12 protein-coding genes and 1 pseudogene are annotated in these 15,473 nt (G+C 70.5%); 6 read left to right on the top strand and 7 right to left on the bottom strand.

Translation table 11 applies throughout. The annotated features are described in order from the left end of the window. The first annotated feature begins 32 nt into the window (after positions 1-32). The 3 genes from AQJ27_RS29005 (at position 33) to AQJ27_RS28995 (ending at position 2,749) form a co-directional block, all read left to right on the top strand. Positions 33-230 (top strand): ferredoxin, encoded by a 198-nt coding sequence (locus tag AQJ27_RS29005; RefSeq protein WP_067374999.1) that lies wholly within the window; start codon positions 33-35, stop codon positions 228-230. Between the two features lie 148 nt (positions 231-378). Further along, complete coding sequence (locus AQJ27_RS29000) at positions 379-771, top strand: FAD-dependent oxidoreductase (RefSeq protein ID WP_067374997.1); 393 nt, start codon at positions 379-381, stop codon at positions 769-771. Positions 772-799: 28 nt separating this feature from the next. After that, entirely contained in the window at positions 800-2,749 is a 1,950-nt protein-coding gene (locus AQJ27_RS28995) for an MFS transporter (RefSeq protein ID WP_425275233.1), read from the top strand. Between the two features lie 262 nt (positions 2,750-3,011). Here AQJ27_RS28995 and AQJ27_RS60210 read toward each other — a convergent pair. The 5 genes and pseudogenes from AQJ27_RS60210 to AQJ27_RS28970 all read right to left on the bottom strand — a co-directional run. After that, positions 3,012-3,191: pseudogene (locus tag AQJ27_RS60210) on the bottom strand (helix-turn-helix domain-containing protein); the annotation flags it as partial. 172 nt (positions 3,192-3,363) lie between these two features. Beyond that, the gene (locus AQJ27_RS58890; protein ID WP_067374994.1) at positions 3,364-3,783 is read right to left on the bottom strand and encodes an alpha/beta hydrolase family protein; all 420 of its coding nucleotides are present in this window, start codon (positions 3,781-3,783) and stop codon (positions 3,364-3,366) included. Between the two features lie 304 nt (positions 3,784-4,087). Next, positions 4,088-4,927, bottom strand: a complete 840-nt coding sequence (locus tag AQJ27_RS28980; protein WP_067374992.1) for an NmrA family NAD(P)-binding protein — start codon at positions 4,925-4,927, stop codon at positions 4,088-4,090. Next, a complete protein-coding gene (locus AQJ27_RS28975) occupies positions 4,924-5,349 on the bottom strand; it encodes a nuclear transport factor 2 family protein (RefSeq protein ID WP_067374990.1) in 426 nt (141 codons plus the stop codon). Before AQJ27_RS28975 ends, AQJ27_RS28980 begins: the two co-directional genes overlap by 4 nt. A 203-nt stretch (positions 5,350-5,552) precedes the next feature. Next, entirely contained in the window at positions 5,553-7,028 is a 1,476-nt protein-coding gene (locus AQJ27_RS28970) for an MFS transporter (protein WP_159064413.1), read from the bottom strand. 313 nt (positions 7,029-7,341) lie between these two features. Between AQJ27_RS28970 and AQJ27_RS28965 the strand changes: the two genes are divergently transcribed. Together AQJ27_RS28965 and AQJ27_RS28960 are read left to right on the top strand one after the other, a co-directional pair. Beyond that, a complete protein-coding gene (locus AQJ27_RS28965) occupies positions 7,342-9,453 on the top strand; it encodes an acyltransferase family protein (RefSeq protein WP_079065325.1) in 2,112 nt (703 codons plus the stop codon). A gap of 180 nt (positions 9,454-9,633) precedes the next feature. Further along, complete coding sequence (locus tag AQJ27_RS28960; RefSeq protein ID WP_067374988.1) at positions 9,634-12,882, top strand: alpha-L-rhamnosidase; 3,249 nt, start codon at positions 9,634-9,636, stop codon at positions 12,880-12,882. Here AQJ27_RS28960 and AQJ27_RS57435 read toward each other — a convergent pair. Together AQJ27_RS57435 and AQJ27_RS28955 are read right to left on the bottom strand one after the other, a co-directional pair. After that, complete coding sequence (locus AQJ27_RS57435; protein ID WP_096240213.1) at positions 12,873-13,028, bottom strand: DUF6131 family protein; 156 nt, start codon at positions 13,026-13,028, stop codon at positions 12,873-12,875. The two genes, AQJ27_RS28960 and AQJ27_RS57435, sit on opposite strands and share 10 nt — an antisense overlap. Positions 13,029-13,108: 80 nt before the next feature. Continuing rightward, on the bottom strand, positions 13,109-14,512 hold the full coding sequence (locus AQJ27_RS28955) for a PP2C family protein-serine/threonine phosphatase (RefSeq protein ID WP_067374986.1): 1,404 nt from the start codon (positions 14,510-14,512) through the stop codon (positions 13,109-13,111). 142 nt (positions 14,513-14,654) lie between these two features. Here AQJ27_RS28955 and AQJ27_RS28950 point away from each other — a divergent pair, with 142 nt between their 5' ends. After that, positions 14,655-15,467, top strand: a complete 813-nt coding sequence (locus AQJ27_RS28950; protein ID WP_079065323.1) for an SAM-dependent methyltransferase — start codon at positions 14,655-14,657, stop codon at positions 15,465-15,467. The last annotated feature ends 6 nt before the right edge of the window (positions 15,468-15,473 follow it).

Here is a 15,473-nt window from a genome sequence, read left to right as displayed (position 1 = left end):
CCGAATCACCGGACCGCACCCAGGAGGTCGTCATGCGCATCAGCGTCGACCAGGACAAATGCATCGCGTCAGGGATGTGCGTGCTCGCCGTGCCGGAGGTGTTCGACCAGCGCGAAGAAGACGGCATCGTCATTCTGCGCACCGATGTTCCACCGCCCGAGCTGCGCGAGGCCGCCCGCGAGGCCGCCGCGAGCTGCCCGTCGTGGGCCATCACCGTCACGGAATCCTGACCCGGGCCCGTTTCCCGCCGCTGCCGGACCCAGAAGGGGCGGCCCGACCAGCCGCCCTTGGGGAAAACCAGAGGAGGCATTCCGATGTTCATCGCCAGCGTGCGGCCCCGCCGTGAGCGGACCAGCCCTCCGGCGTGATGGCACCGTCATGACGCTCCCCAGCATTGCCATCGTCGGGGCCTCGGCCGCCGGACTGTCCGCGGCCGAATTCCTGCGCCACCGGGGCTACGACGGCGCGCTGACCCTCATCGGGGACGAGCCCCACATCCCGTACGACCGGCCGCCACTGTCCAAGCAGGTTCTCTCCGGCGCCTGGCCACCGGAACGCGTCTTCCTGCGCGACCGGAACGCGCCGGCAGCGCCAGGCCTCACCCTGATGCTCACCCACACCGCCGTGGCCCTGGACATGACCGACCGACAGGTCGTACTGGCCGGCGGCGAGCGGATCGACTTCGACGGCCTGGTCATCGCCACGCGGACATATCCAGGTGCACGGCACCGACCCTCCGGGCGCGGATGTCACATGGCGGCTTCGTCATGACGAGCCGAGGTGAGCCGTGAAGCAGTCCATGCCGAAGAAGGGGCGGCACTTGACGCTCGCCCGGGACGACGTGGGCCGAGTCCGGCAGCCCCCGCCGAGACACACCCGCCACATCGCGGTGGACCATCCGCGCTACAAGTGGGTGGCACTGTCCAACACCACCCTCGGCACGCTCATCGCGACGGTCAACGCCTCGATCGTGCTGATCTCGCTGCCCGCCATCTTCAACGGCATCCATCTGGAACCGCTCCAGCCCGGCAACGTCAGCTATCTCCTGTGGATGCTGATGGGTTACATGCTCATCATGGCTGTGCTGGTGGTCACCCTCGGCCGCCTCGGCGACATCTGGGGCCGCGTACGGATCTACAACGCAGGCTTCCTGATCTTCACCGTCACCTCGGTGGTGCTCTCCCTGGACCCGCTCCACGGTGGCCCCGGTGCCCTCTGGCTGATCGGCTGGCGGGTGGTCCAGGCAATCGGCGGCGCGATGCTCATGGCCAACTCCGCCGCGATCATCACCGACGCCTTCCCGGCCCGGCAACGCGGCATGGCGCTCGGCGTCAACATGGTCGCCGGTATCGCGGGCTCGTTCGTCGGGCTGGTGCTCGGCGGGCTGCTGGCGGAGTGGGACTGGCGGTCGGTCTTCTGGGTCAACGTGCCCATCGGGCTCGCCGGCACGGTCTGGGCCTACCGCTCCCTGCACGAAGCCGGCATACGCAGGCCCGCCCGCATCGACTGGTGGGGCAACGTCACCTTCGCCGTCGGGCTGACGGCCCTGCTCGCCGCGATCACCTACGGGATTCAGCCGTACGGCGGACACACCATGGGCTGGACGAATCCCTGGGTGCTCGCCGGGCTGACCGGCGGGGTCGCCGTGCTCGCCGTCTTCTGGCTGGTCGAAACCCGGTCGGACGACCCGATGTTCCCGCTGCGGCTCTTCCGCAACGCCGCCTTCGCGGGCGGCAACGCGGCCACGCTGCTCGGCTCCATCGCCCGCGGCGGCCTCCAGTTCATGCTGATCATCTGGCTGCAGGGGATCTGGCTGCCGCTGCACGGGTACGACTACGCCAACACCCCGCTGTGGGCGGGTATCTACCTCGTCCCGCTGACCATCGGGTTCCTGATCGCCGGGCCGGTCGCCGGGTATCTGTCGGACCGGTTCGGGGCGCGGCCGTTCGCCGTCTCCGGGTTCATCGTGATGGCGGCCTCGTTCGCCGGGCTACTGGTGCTGCCGACGGACTTCGGCTATCCGCTCTTCGCCTTGCTCGTCTTCCTCAACGGACTGGGCGGCGGTCTGTTCGCGGCGCCGAACACCTCCATCATCATGTCGAACGTGCCGCCCGAGGCCCGTGGGGCGGCCTCCGGCATGCGGGCCACCTTCCAGAACGCCGGGATGGTGCTGTCCATAGGTGTCTTCTTCTCCCTCATGATCGCCGGGCTCGCCGGATCCCTGCCGCACACCCTCACATCCGGGCTGACCTCCCAGGGCGTGCCGCCCGGCCCCGCACACGCGGCCGCCGCCCTGCCCCCGGTCGGCACGCTCTTCGCCGCCTTCCTCGGCTACAACCCCGTCAAACAACTGCTCGGCCCCCACCTGCTCGCGCAGCTGTCGCCGGCCGACGCCCGTACCGTGACCGGACGGGAGTTCTTCCCGCACCTGATATCCGGCCCCTTCCACCACGGCCTGGTCGTGGTCTTCGCCTTGGCCATCGCGATGTCCTTGGTGGCCGCCGCCGCGTCACTGATACAAGACCGCGCCAAGCCCGGACCGACGCCCGCCCGGCCTCACCGCATGTCAGCCCGGGAGCAGTCGCTCACGCGTCCTTGCGTGTGCCGGGCGGACCGGAACTGCCGCCGAGGACGTTGTCGATGTAGGCCGCGAGCGAGGAGCGCAGTCCTTCGGGCGTCATCTTCTGATCGTCGATCAGGTGCGCCACGAGGTCTGCGCGGATGGCTGCCAGCAGGGCGTGGGCGGTGAAATCCGCGTTGTGGACACCGGGCACCCGTTCCAGTGCGGCACGCAGGATTTCGTGCCACCAGCCGTAGTGCTCGGCCTGGTAGGGGCTGCTCAGACCGGCGTCCTCCGCGGCCGTCATCAGGTTCCGGTTCTCGATCTTGAAGCGGAGTGAGGCGTCGAGGAGGTCCAGCACCAGCTGCCGCGGTGAGGATCCGGCTGCGTCCTGCGCTTCCCGCACGGCTTGCTGCAGGGGGTCGAGGCGGGAGGCGATCACAGCGCCGATCAGGCCGGCGCGGTCGCCGAAGCGGCGGAAGAGGGTGCCCTTGCCCACACCCGCGGCCGCGGCGATGTCGTCCATCGACACACTGTGGGGGCTGCCGCTGGCCGCGAAGAGGGCGTCGGCGGCAGCCAGGACGGCTTCTCGGTTGCGCAGGGCGTCCGCGCGTTCTGTGCGCTGGGCCACGGGGCCTCCTTGGTCTTCGGCCTGTCCCGGCCCCCGGGAATGATATGCGGTGGGTTCGCGTGAGTGGCGGCTCGCGCCCGGCCGCACCTCCCGCGCACAGGGGCGGCAGCCGAGGGTTCCGCGTGACGCGCAACGGGTCAGATCGTGTCGTCGAGCCAGTCGAAGACGCGCGCTACCGCCAGGCGGAGGGCGCCCGGGTGACAGTGAGGGTCGCCGCCTTCCTTCTCGGTGAAGCTGAGAAGCGTCTTCGGCGCGGTGAGGTGCCGGTACAGCTTGCGCGGATCGGATTCCGCGGCGGTGGAGTAGAAGCCATCGGGCTCTGCGCCCGGGCATCGGCGATCAGGCGGTCCATGTCCTCGTCGTGCTCGGCTGCCGCGCGCCGGACGGCTTCCTCGTGCGGCAGCGGAAGGTGCGCGGTCAGGGCGGAGACGGCGTCGAAGACAGCGTCGAGGGCGACGACGGCTGCCAGGCGCGGCTCGTAGGCGGCCGCGCGGGGCGCGAGGTGGCCGCCGAGACTGACGCCGAGCAGCGCGGTACGGGCCGGATCGGCACCCGGGTCCTGGGTGAGGAAGTCCAGGACGGGACCGACCACGTTCTCCCAGTCCGGCCGGAAGGCCCGCCCGGGTAGCCATGGGGGAAGAACTCGGCCGCCCGGTAGCAGCCGGAGCCACGCAGCAGTCCGTCGCGTGCGCTGACGGGGTGGCTGCCGCGCGCCTCGGCCTCCAGACGTTCGGCGATGGAGAGCCAGGCGTCGTGCCGGCTGTCGTAGTCGCCGGGAGTGACGCGGGAGGCGGTGGCGATGACTTCGCCGACGTCCGAGCCGCCCTAGGCGGCGAGACCGAGATTGCGAAGGGTCTCGAACCAGAAGGGTGGATCGTCGTGGAACATCGGCTGTTTCATGACAACTCCCGTTCGGCGAAGGTGCGGAACGTGCCCGGAGGGTGGCCGGTGAGACGCTGGACGGTGTCCGAGGTACGGTCCTCCGCGCCGTCGGCGATGGCACGGTCCATGCCGGCCAGCATGGTGGCGAACTCCAGCGGTATCTCCGCCGCCCAGCGGTCGCGCAGCTGCTCGAACGTCAGATGCCGGTGCACGACGGGTCGGCCGGTGACCTCGGTGATGACCGCGGCGACGTCGTCGTAGCTCAGCGCCTGCGGCCCGGTCAGGATCAGGTCGGCGTCGGGGGCCTGCTCGTCGGTCAGGGCGCGTACGGCGACGGCGGCGATGTCCTCCGCGTCGACGAACCCGACGCGGCCGCCTCCCGTGGCCGTCAGGATGGCGCCGTCCTCACGGATGCTGCGCGCGTGGGGGGTGAAGCCGGTGAAGTTCTGCATGAACCAGGACGGCCGCAGCACCGCCCACTGCTCGAACAGGCCGGGCAGGGCCTGGTGGATCTGTCCCACCGCAGGACCGCCCGCGGGGATCGCCGATGAGCTGAGCAGCACCGCGCGGTGCACCTCGGCCGATCGGGCCCGGCGGAGGAAGGGCAGCATGACCGAGGCCGGGTCCGAGGAGCCGATCGGCGGGACGAGGTAGACGCCGTCGACGCCGTCGAGGGCCTCACCGAAGGTCGCGGGCTCGTTCCAGTCGAAGCGGACAGCCTCCGCGCCCTCCACCGGGGTGGCGCTTCGGCCGGCCGCCTTGACGCGGTGGCCCTCGGCGATCAGCCCGGCGGCGACGCGGCTGCCGGTGGTGCCGGTGGCCCCGATGACCAAGGTGGCGCCGGCGGCGTTCATCGGTCGGCTCCTACGAAGGCGGCGCCGGGCTGCTGAACGGCGAGGGGGTTCCAGTAGTCGCGGTAGGAGGTGATGCGTCCGTCCCTGACCGTGACCACGGCGATGTAGGTCATGTCGAAGGGGCCCTCGGTCTCGACCAGGCGGCCGACTCCGCGCATCTCCACCACGATCGTCTCGGGGACGGTGGTCTGGTGGATCGTCACGTCGGGGAAGTCGTGGACGTCCACGTGGTCGGGGTAGTGGCGCATGTAGTCCGCGATGGCCTGCCGCCCCTCCAGCCGCTCCGGCCAGCCCTGGGGCGCGAAGGGGAACTCGAGGACGCCGGCCTCGTCCCACAGGTCCACCCAGCCGGGGATGTCCTTCTCCAGCAGCAGTCGCAGACCGTGGCGGTACAGCTCCGCGGCCGTCATCGGCATTGCCATGATCAAGGTTTCCGTTCTGCTCGAAGACTCGGCGATCCCAGCCCGTGGGGTACGGCCACTCGTCACGAGAAGCGCGTATCCAGTGATGACGGTCCCCACGGCGGGACACCCGAATGAAAACGGACCGACAGTCCGTATGCATCGGAGCATACGGACCGCCAGTCCGCTTCGCAAGCCTGGGCGCGACCGGTGACGCCGGCGGGTCACGGAGGGGCGATACGGGGCGCCAGCGCGGCGGCATCGAGTCCCGAAAGCTCCTGCAACGACCGTCCGCGCGGTTCGATACGGAAGAGGTAGGTCACCAGGAAGCCGAGCGCGCTGGTGACCGCCACGCCGTAGAGCAACAGGCTCTCGCCGAGCCGCGCCAGGAGCACCGGGAACAGGAAGGTGCCCAGGGCCGCGCCCAACTTGCCGCACCCGGTGGCGAAGCCGTGGCCGGCGGCTCGCATCTCGGAGGGGAACACCTCGGCGGGCAGCGTGAAGGTGGTGGAGTTGGGGCCCAGGTTCATGAAGGTGTTGAACAGGGCGAACCCGACCACGACCATGGAGAGGTGGGCCTGCGGTCCGCCCGGCAGTTGGGCGCTCCCGGCCAGGATGCACAGCGCGAGGGTCATGACGCCGAATCCGGTCAGTTGCAGCGGTACCCGGCCCACCCGGTCGACCAGCACGATGGCCAGCCAGAAGCCGATGACCAGGAAGACGTCCAGCAGGGCGGTGCCCTTGGTGGAGGCGATGTCATCGGCGATGAACGTGCTGTTGGCACCGGCCAGTGCGAACGAGGCCAGCAGGGTGGGGGTGAAGATGCCCACGCCGTAGGTGGCGATGTCCATCAGGAACCAGGGCACCGCGGTGAAGATCGTGCGCCGCCTCCACCGCCGGGAGAACAGTTGCGGCTGGAGGAAGGCACGGAACCCCTCCGGGGGACTCTCCTGGCGTTCCCGGTCGGCACCGGTCACCTTCACGGGCACACCGGTGAGTACCCGACCGATCTCGCAGGCTTCCTCCTCGCGTCCGTTCTGGGCCAGCCAGCGCGGACTCTCCGGCACCCCGCGCCGCAGCCAGATGATCAGAAGGGCGGGCAGCACACCGAACCCCAGCATGATCCGCCAGGCGTCGACCTCCGGCCGTACGTTGAGGACCACGACGCCGACCACCGCGCCGAGCAGGATCCCGGCCGCCTGCAGACTGAACGCGCCCACCAACCACCGCCCGCGGTTCTTGGACGGCAGGATCTCGGCGAGGTAGCCGGCGGCGATGGGATAGTCGAGACCGACCGCCAGCCCCAGAGCGAATCTGAACGCCGCCAGCGACCAGGCGTCCCAGGCGAGGGTGCACAGCACCGAGAAGACGACGAACATCCACAGGTCCAGCCGGAAGATCCGGCTACGGCCGATCCGGTCCCCCAACGGCCCCAGCAGCGCGGCGCCGAACATCGCACCGACGATCGCGGCAGCCGAGACCAGTCCCTGCAGCGCGGAGCCGACCGCGAAGTCCTTGGCGACCAGCGGATTGGCCACCCCGATGATGAAGAAGTCGAAGCCGTCCAGCAGGATGCCCAGTCCCGCCAGCAGCCAGAAACGGACATGGAACCGGGACAGCGGCGCAACGTCCAGCGCCTCACCCAGCGGAATTGCACGAACGGCGGCATGGTCGGCCGCCGTCGCGGAATCGGTCGACAAGACGTCCCTCACTCGAGCACGACATTCCAGGAATCCCCCGGGAGATCGTGCGGGAGCCGCCCCGCCGCCACCATCGCCACGGACCGGTGGCGGACCGCGACGCTCGAACGGATTACCTGCCCTCCCCCATTCGACCGACTGGCATCCGCATGACGGGGTCAACCCTCCGACCAGCGGGTTTCGCACAGGCGCGCAGGGGATTCTCGTCACGCCGGGGATTCTCCTGAAGTTGAGGCGTTGTTCACCCGAACTCCGGGCGGCGGCCGGACAGTACGGCATCAATCCATGTCAGTCCCCCAAGGAGTTGCGCCTGATGCCGAGCACCACGCCCGCCGAGGTCCGTACCATCCCAGCGGGCGGCGGAACCGCACCACCCCGAGGCCACTCGTTGAGGTGGGACATCCAGGGGCTGCGCGCGGTGGCCGTCACGCTCGTGGTGCTCTCCCACGCCGGGGTGTCTCAGGTCAGCGGCGGATACGTCGGGGTCGACGTCTTCTTCGTGATCTCCGGCTTCCTCATCACGTCGCTGCTGTTGCGTGAACTCGCCACCACCGGTCGCTTGTCGGTCCGCACCTTCTACGCCCGCCGTGCGCTGCGGCTGCTGCCTGCGTCGTCCCTGGTCATCGCGGTCACGCTGGCCGGGTCATGGCTGTTCCTGTCGAAGGCGCGGCTCGCCGAGTACGCGGGCGACGCCCTCGGCAGCGCGCTGTACGCGGTCAATTTCCGGCTGGCGGCGGCCGGTACGGACTATCTCGCCCAGAACAGTCCGCCTTCGCCTTTCCAGCACTTCTGGTCGCTCGCCGTGGAGGAGCAGTTCTACCTGGTGTGGCCGCTGCTCCTGCTGCTCAGCTGGCGGGCCGCCCGCGGCCGGCGCCGACTGATCGCGCTGGTGCTCGGGGCGCTGTGCCTGGGGTCGTTCGTGGTCAGTGTCCTGGTGACGAACTCCTCGGCGCCCTGGGCGTACTTCGGCTCCCCCACCCGGGGCTGGGAGCTCGGCGCCGGCGCGCTGGTTGCGCTGGCCACGGCCCGGCTGGAACGGCTGCCCGCCGCCCTCGCGGCCCCGCTGTCCTGGCTCGGCCTGGCCTGCGTCGCGCTGGCGGCGGTCTGGTACGACGACCAGACGCCCTTCCCGGGCTACCACGCCCTCCTGCCGGTCCTCGGCGCCGCGCTCGTCCTGGCCGGCGGCTGCGCGCCCGCCTCGCACGGCGCGGGGTGGCTGCTCGGGCGACGGCCGATGGTGTGGCTGGGCGGGCTCTCGTACGGCTGGTACCTGTGGCACTGGCCGCTGCTGGTCGTAGGCCCGGTGGCGCTGGGCCTCACGGACGGCACCGCCGGGGTGCCGCTCGCGCTCGGGCTGTGCGCGGTCGCCCTGGGCCTGGCCTGGCTGACGCTGCGCCTCGTCGAGAACCCGGTCCGCTTCCACCGGGCGTTCCGGGGGCGGCCGAACCGGGCGCTGGTGCTCGGCGTCGGGCTGTCGGCGGGGGCGACGGTGCTGGCGCTGACGGCGGCGGCGGTCCCGCCCACGATCGAAGTCGGCGGCCCCGCGCCGGTACTGGCGCGGGAGCTGGCCGACGCGCCGGACCCGCAGGCGCGGCTGGCCGAGCTCCTGGCCGCGTCCTCCGGCAGCCTGCCGAACAACCTCACTCCGGCCCTGCCGAAGGTGAAGTCCTCCCGGTCCGCGGTCTACCGGGACGGCTGCCACGTCGACTACGACAGCACGCGGAATCCGCCGTGCGTCTACGGCGACCGCGCGTCCTCCCGGACCGTCGTGCTGTTCGGCGACTCCCACGCGGCCCAGTGGTTCCCGGCTCTGCAGGGCCTCGCGACCGCTCGCGGATGGAAGCTGGTCTCACTGACGAAGGCCTCCTGCAAGGTCGCCGGCGTGACCATCATCAACCGCCACAAGCCGTACACGGCCTGCGACACCTGGCGTTCCGACGCCGTGGCGAGGATCAACGCCCTTCACCCCGCCCTGGTGGTCGTCTCCTCCTCGGACGCGGGCGACCCCGCCGAGCCCGCCGACGACACCCTGCGGCAGTGGACCACCGGCTTCGCGGACACCTTCCGGGACCTCGGCACCTCCGGGGCCCGGGTGGCCGCCCTGCTCGACACCCCGTGGCCCAAGGGCGACCCGGTCGACTGCGCCGCCGACAACTCCCTGCAACTGCACGCCTGCGCCAACCACTTGCCGGACGCGATCCACGATGCGACCCGCCAGTCCGCCGTCCGCAACGCCGCCACCGCGACCGGCGCCACGCTCATCGACCCCCGGCCCTGGGTCTGCGCGATCCGCACGGGCATCTGCCCCGTCGTCGTCGCCGACACCGCCGTCTACCGCGACGAGAGCCACCTCTCCGAGGCTTACGCCGCGGCCCTCACCCCCGTCCTCGCCGACTCCTTGGACCGCCTCGTCAGTTCGTCCTGAGCACACGGGGCGATTGAAACCGTTCAATCGCCCTCGCCCCGGACACGTCGGGCTCTACCGAAAGCACGTCTGCACCCGGCAGCTCAGCAAGAAAATCCCGCACACTCATTGACCTCCATCCCGCACGCCCCTACGTTCACCGCCGTGAATCGATTCATCGTTTCTACGTGAGGGGCCCGAGTGATCAGCAGGAGGAACTTCCTGGCGGCTTCGGCGGCCACGACGGCCGCGGCCGTCGCCGACACCGGATCAGCAGTGGCCGGGGCGGCGTCCGCACCAGCCCGAACGGGTGCGCCACGCGGCGCCCTGCGCATCACCACGCCCACCGTCGAGTACGTCCAGCACCCCCTGGGCCTCGACGCGCAACACCCGCGGCTCAGCTGGCCGATGGCCTCGGACGAACCGGGCGCGCGCCAGAGCGCCTATCAGATCCGTGTCGCCTCCAGCGCGTCGGACCTCTCGCACCCTGATGTCTGGGACAGCGGGAAGGTCACCTCCGGTGAGTCCGTACTCGTCCCGTACGCGGGACCCCGACTGAAGCCGCGGACACGCTACTTCTGGTCCGTACGCGTCTGGGACGCCAAGGGCGACGCCTCCCCCTGGAGCGCGGCGGCATGGTGGGAGACGGGCCTCATGGACGCCGCGCAGTGGTCGGCGGAGTGGGTCTCGGCTCCTCCGGCTCTCACCGACGCACCATCCCTGGAGGGCAGCGCGTGGATCTGGTTCCCCGAGGGCGAACCGGCCAACAGCGCGCCCGCGGGCACCCGTTGGTTCCGTCACGCCCTCGATCTCCCGGACGGCGTCACGGCGGCGACCCTGGCCATCACCGCCGACAACGTGTACGCCGTTTCCGTGAACGGCACCGAGGTGGCCCGTACCGACCTGGCGACGGACAACGAGGGCTGGCGCCGACCGGCCGTCATCGACGTCCTCGCTCAGCTGCGTTCCGGGAAGAACGTCCTCGCGGTCTCGGCGACCAACGCGACCGAGGGACCCGCCGGTCTGGTCGCCGTCCTCGTCCTGCACACGGCATCCGGCGAACAGCGGATCGTCACCGACGACTCCTGGAGGTCGACGGACAAGGAGCCCTCCGCCGGCTGGCGCGAGGCGGACTTCGACGACAGCGGCTGGCCGGCGGCGAAGGAGGCCGCCGCCTGGGGAGCCGGGCCCTGGGGGCGGGTCGTCCCTGCGTCGTACGCGGCCGACCAGCTGCGCCACGAGTTCAGGCTGCCGGGCAAGAAGGTGGCCCGCGCCCGCCTGTACGCCACGGCTCTCGGCCTGTACGAAGCCCATCTCAACGGCCGCCGTGTGGGCCGCGATCAGCTCGCTCCCGGCTGGACGGACTACCGCGAACGCGTCCAGTACCAGACGTACGACGTCACCACGCTCCTGCGGCCCGGCGCCAACGCCGTCGGCGCGTACGTGGCTCCGGGCTGGTACGCGGGCGACGTCGGTATGTTCGGACCCCATCAGTACGGCGAACACCCCGCGCTGCTAGCGCAGTTGGAGGTCGAGTACGCCGACGGGACGAGTGAGCGCATCGTCTCGGGCACGGACTGGCGGGCCGCGTCCGGACCGATCGTCTCCGCCGACCTGCTGGGCGGCGAGACGTACGACGCGCGCAAGGAGACCTCGGGGTGGACCTCACCCGGCTTCGACGACCGTGCCTGGCTCGGCGTCCGCGCCGCGGGCGACGCCGCTCCCGACCTGATCGTCGCGCAGGTGGACCGCCCGGTCCGGGTGGCCGGGGAACTCACGGCAAGGACGGTGACCGAACCGGAGCCGGGCGTCTTCGTCTTCGACCTCGGCCAGAACATGGTCGGATCGGTACGGCTGCGCGTCGCGGGCGAGGCGGGAACGACCGTACGTCTGAGGCACGCCGAGGTGCTCAACCCGGACGGCACCCTCTACACCGCGAATCTGCGCACCGCCGCCGCCACGGACACGTACACCCTCAAGGGCGGCGGCGAGGAGACGTACGAGCCGCGCTTCACCTTCCACGGATTCCGCTACGTCGAGGTGACCGGGTTCCCCGGCACTCCCCCGGCGACGGCCGTGACGGGCCGCGTCATGCACACCTCCGCGCCCTTCACCCTCGACTTCGAGACCGACGTCCCGATGCTCAACAAGCTGCACAGCAACATCACTTGGGGGCAGCGCGGCAACTTCCTGTCCGTCCCGACGGACACACCCGCGCGCGACGAGCGCCTGGGATGGACGGGCGACATCAACGTCTTCGCGCCCACGGCGGCGTACACGATGGAATCGGCCCGCTTCCTCACCAAGTGGCTCGTGGACCTGCGCGACGCACAGACCCCGGAGGGCGCCTTCACGGATGTGGCACCCATGGTCGGCACGGTCGGCAACGGTGTCGCCGGATGGGGCGACGCGGGCGTCACGGTCCCCTGGTCCCTGTACCAGGCGTACGGAGACCGGCAGGTCCTGGAAGACGCCTGGCCCTCCATCCAGGCCTGGCTGAAGTACCTGGAGAAGAACAGCGACCACCTGCTGCGGCCGGCCGGCGGGTACGGCGACTGGCTGAACGTCTCCGACGAGACTCCGAAGGACGTCATCGCCACCGCGTACTTCGCGCACAGCGCCGACCTCGCGGCCCGCACGGCCGAGGAGCTCGGCAAGGACCCCGCCCCCTACCTCGACCTCTTCGAGCGAGTCCGCACCGTTTTCCAGAACGCGTACGTCACCGCCGCCGGCAAGGTGAAGGGTGACACGCAGACGGCCTATGTCCTCGCCCTGTCGATGAACCTCCTGCCGGACGCGCTGCGCAAGGCATCGGCCGACCGCCTCGTCGCGCTCATCGAGGCCAAGGACTGGCACCTTTCGACGGGCTTCCTCGGTACGCCACGGCTGCTGCCCGTCCTCACCGACACCGGCCACACCGACGTCGCCCACCGGCTGCTTGGGCAACGCTCCTTCCCCAGCTGGGGCTACCAGATCGACAAGGGCTCCACCACGATGTGGGAACGCTGGGACTCCATCCAGCCCGACGGCAGCTTCCAGACCCCGGCCATGAACTCCTTCAACCACTACGCGTACGGTTCGGTGGGCGAGTGGATGTACACCAACATCGCCGGTATCTCGGCGGGCCGGCCCGGCTACCGCGAGATCGTCATACGCCCCCGCCCGGGCGGCGACGTGACCACCGCCCGCGCCACGTTCGCCTCCGTCTACGGCCCGGTCTCCACAGGGTGGCGGCAACGATCCGGCGGCTTCGCCCTGACGTGCGCCGTGCCTCCCAACACGACCGCGGAGGTGTGGGTCCCCGGGGAAGACCCGGACGTGGTGACCCACACCCCCGCGACGTTTCTGCGGACCGAGGACGGCTACGTGGTGTACCAGGTCGGCTCCGGCGACCACCGTTTCACGACCCGGCGCGCACAGGGGGCTGCCCGCGGCCCCAGTCACCAGTAGTGGCGGCGACCACCGACAGCGTGTCCGGCAGCCCCGAGGATCCACAGGACGAGTCCGATGATCACAAGGATCACGCCGATCGTCCAAAGAATACTGAGGCCCGTGACGAAACCGACGACGAGCAGAATGATGCCGAGGACAAGCATTGCAACCTCCCGCAATGAGCCCCCCTCGTCTCCTCCGTGTACCACCGCAGGGCAACTCCTAACGCGGTCGCGGCAGGCGATTAACGCGGTCGCGCCAGGCGATCGGGGGAGCTCTCCGGCTCCTGCGGCGGGGGTGGGATCTTCGCGGGTACGAGTTCGGTGAGCAGGAGCGTGCGGTCGTCCGCTCCGTCGTTGGTGGCCGACGTGCCGTGCAGCAGCCGCCGGCACAGGGAGTCCAGGGTGTCCGGGCCGGTGACGCGGCCGGGGTCGTCTCCGTCCGTGTCGAGAAGGCCGGCGAGACGGGCGATGCCCTGGTCGATGTCGGTGTGGCGGGACTCGACCAGGCCGTCGCTGTAGAGCAGGAGCAGCACCGGGTCGGGCACGTGCAGGACGGTGGGTTCGTACGTCCCCATGCCGAGTCCGAGGGGCAGGCCCGGGCTGGTGAGAGTGACCGGCCCGGTCCGTCCGCCCGAATCGCGGATCAGCGGGGGCGGGTGGCCGGCTCCGACGAAGGTGCAGATGCGACGCCCCGCGTCCCACTCGGCGTACATGCACGTGGCGAAGGAAGCTCCCGGTGTGTCACAGGCGAGCGCGTCGAGACGGTGCATCAGCTCGGCCGGGGTGATGTCCAGTCCCGCCAGGGTACGGACGGCGGTGCGCAGCTGGATCATGGCGACGGCCGATTCCGGACCGTGCCCCATGGCGTCCCCGACGATGAGACTGACGCGGCCTCCCGGCCGGGGCAGCACGTCGAACCAGTCACCTCCGATGATGTTGTCGTGCCCCGCGGGGAGGTAGCCGTGGGCGATACGGCACCCCTCGAACACCTGCCCGGTGGCGGGGAACAGGCTTCGACGGATGGCCAGTGCCGTACGACGCTCGCGTTCGTATCGGCGCGCGTTGTCCAGGGCCACGCAGGCGCGCGCCGCCAGCGACTCCACGGCCTCGGCGTCGGCGGGCAGGAAGGGCGTCTGGTCCGGGCCGCGCGTGCAGGCGATGAATCCGACGGCGGTACCGCGCAGATGCAGCGGGACGACGAGGAAGGAAGCCGTGCGCAGGAGGACGTCCATGCGGGAGTCACCGCCACCGGAGGTGCTGAGCCGCGCGGACGTATGGGCGTCGACCGTGTCGAGCAGTTGCGCCTCGAGGGTGGCGATGGCCCGTGTGTAGGGCGTACCGCGCGGAAAGACGATGACCTCGCCGACCGGCAGCAGCCCCTCCCAGTCCTCGGGCGCGTCCGTTCCGATGCGCAGCGCCAGTCGGCGGGCCTCGATCTGCGGTGGTTCCGCGCAGGCGTACGCGTTCTCCTCCAGCAGCCAGCGCTCCAGCAGGTAGACGGAGGCCGCGTCGCAGAACCCGGGCGTCAGCGCGTCGACGACATGGCTGCCGGTCAGGCGCAGGTCGAGTTCCGAGCCGATGGCGTCGGCCGCGGGGGAAAAGGCCGGCCGACGGGGTGAACGCGCGATGGCGGGTTCGTCGTCCATGGGACAGTGCGCTTCGTTCCGCAGGGTTGTGCCTTTCCGGTGGGGCGCGGCTCCGGCAGCGTGGCCTGGGCATCGACCCGCCACACATGGTCGGCAACTATATGATGGAGCGTCAAGATCACGGACATGACAGGGAGTTGAGTTGGCCGACAACGACGGTCTCCCACAGGGGATCGATCCCGACAAGGCGAGCGTTGCCCGGATGTACGACGCGATGCTCGGCGGACAGCACAATTTCCCCATAGACCGGGAGGCGTTGGCGGCCTTCACGGCGATCGACCCCCAGGTGCGCACGCTGGCGCGGGCCAATCGCGCCTTTCTCGGCCGTGCCGTGCGTTTTCTGGTCGAGGCCGGGGTACGGCAGTTCATCGACCTCGGATCGGGCATCCCGACACAGGGCAACGTGCACGAGGTGGCACAGGCGGCCAGCCCGGACGCCCGGGTGGTCTACGTGGACAGCGACCCGGTGGCCGTGGCCCACAGCACCGCACTGCTCGCCGACAATCCCGGCGCGGACATCGTCGACGCCGACATCCGCCGGCCGGCCGACATCCTGTCGTCCCCGCAGGTACGGAAGCTGATCGACTTCGAGCAGCCCATCGCGGTGCTGATGATCACGATCCTGCACTTCATCACGCCCGAGGAGAACCCCGCCGGCATCGTGGCCGCGTTCCGGGACGCCCTGCCGGAGGGGAGCTGGCTGGCGCTCACGCATGCGACGAACCAGGATCGCCCGGACACGGCCGCCGCGGTGGGGCGGCTGTACCGGTCCAAGGCCACATCCCCGGTCACCGCCCGCTCCCGCGGCGAGATCCGGGACCTCTTCGAGGGCTTCGACCTGGTGCAGCCCGACCTGGTCTACGTACCCCTGTGGCGCCCGGCCCCGGACGACCACATCCCGGAGAACCCGTCGGAGTACTGGGTGTACGCGGGCGTCGGCCGCAAGCGTGTGTGACGGGGC

The sequence above is a fragment of the Streptomyces olivochromogenes genome, assembly GCF_001514115.1.
GTDB lineage: Bacteria > Actinomycetota > Actinomycetes > Streptomycetales > Streptomycetaceae > Streptomyces > Streptomyces olivochromogenes.
This window is presented reverse-complemented; position numbering and strand designations above follow the sequence as displayed.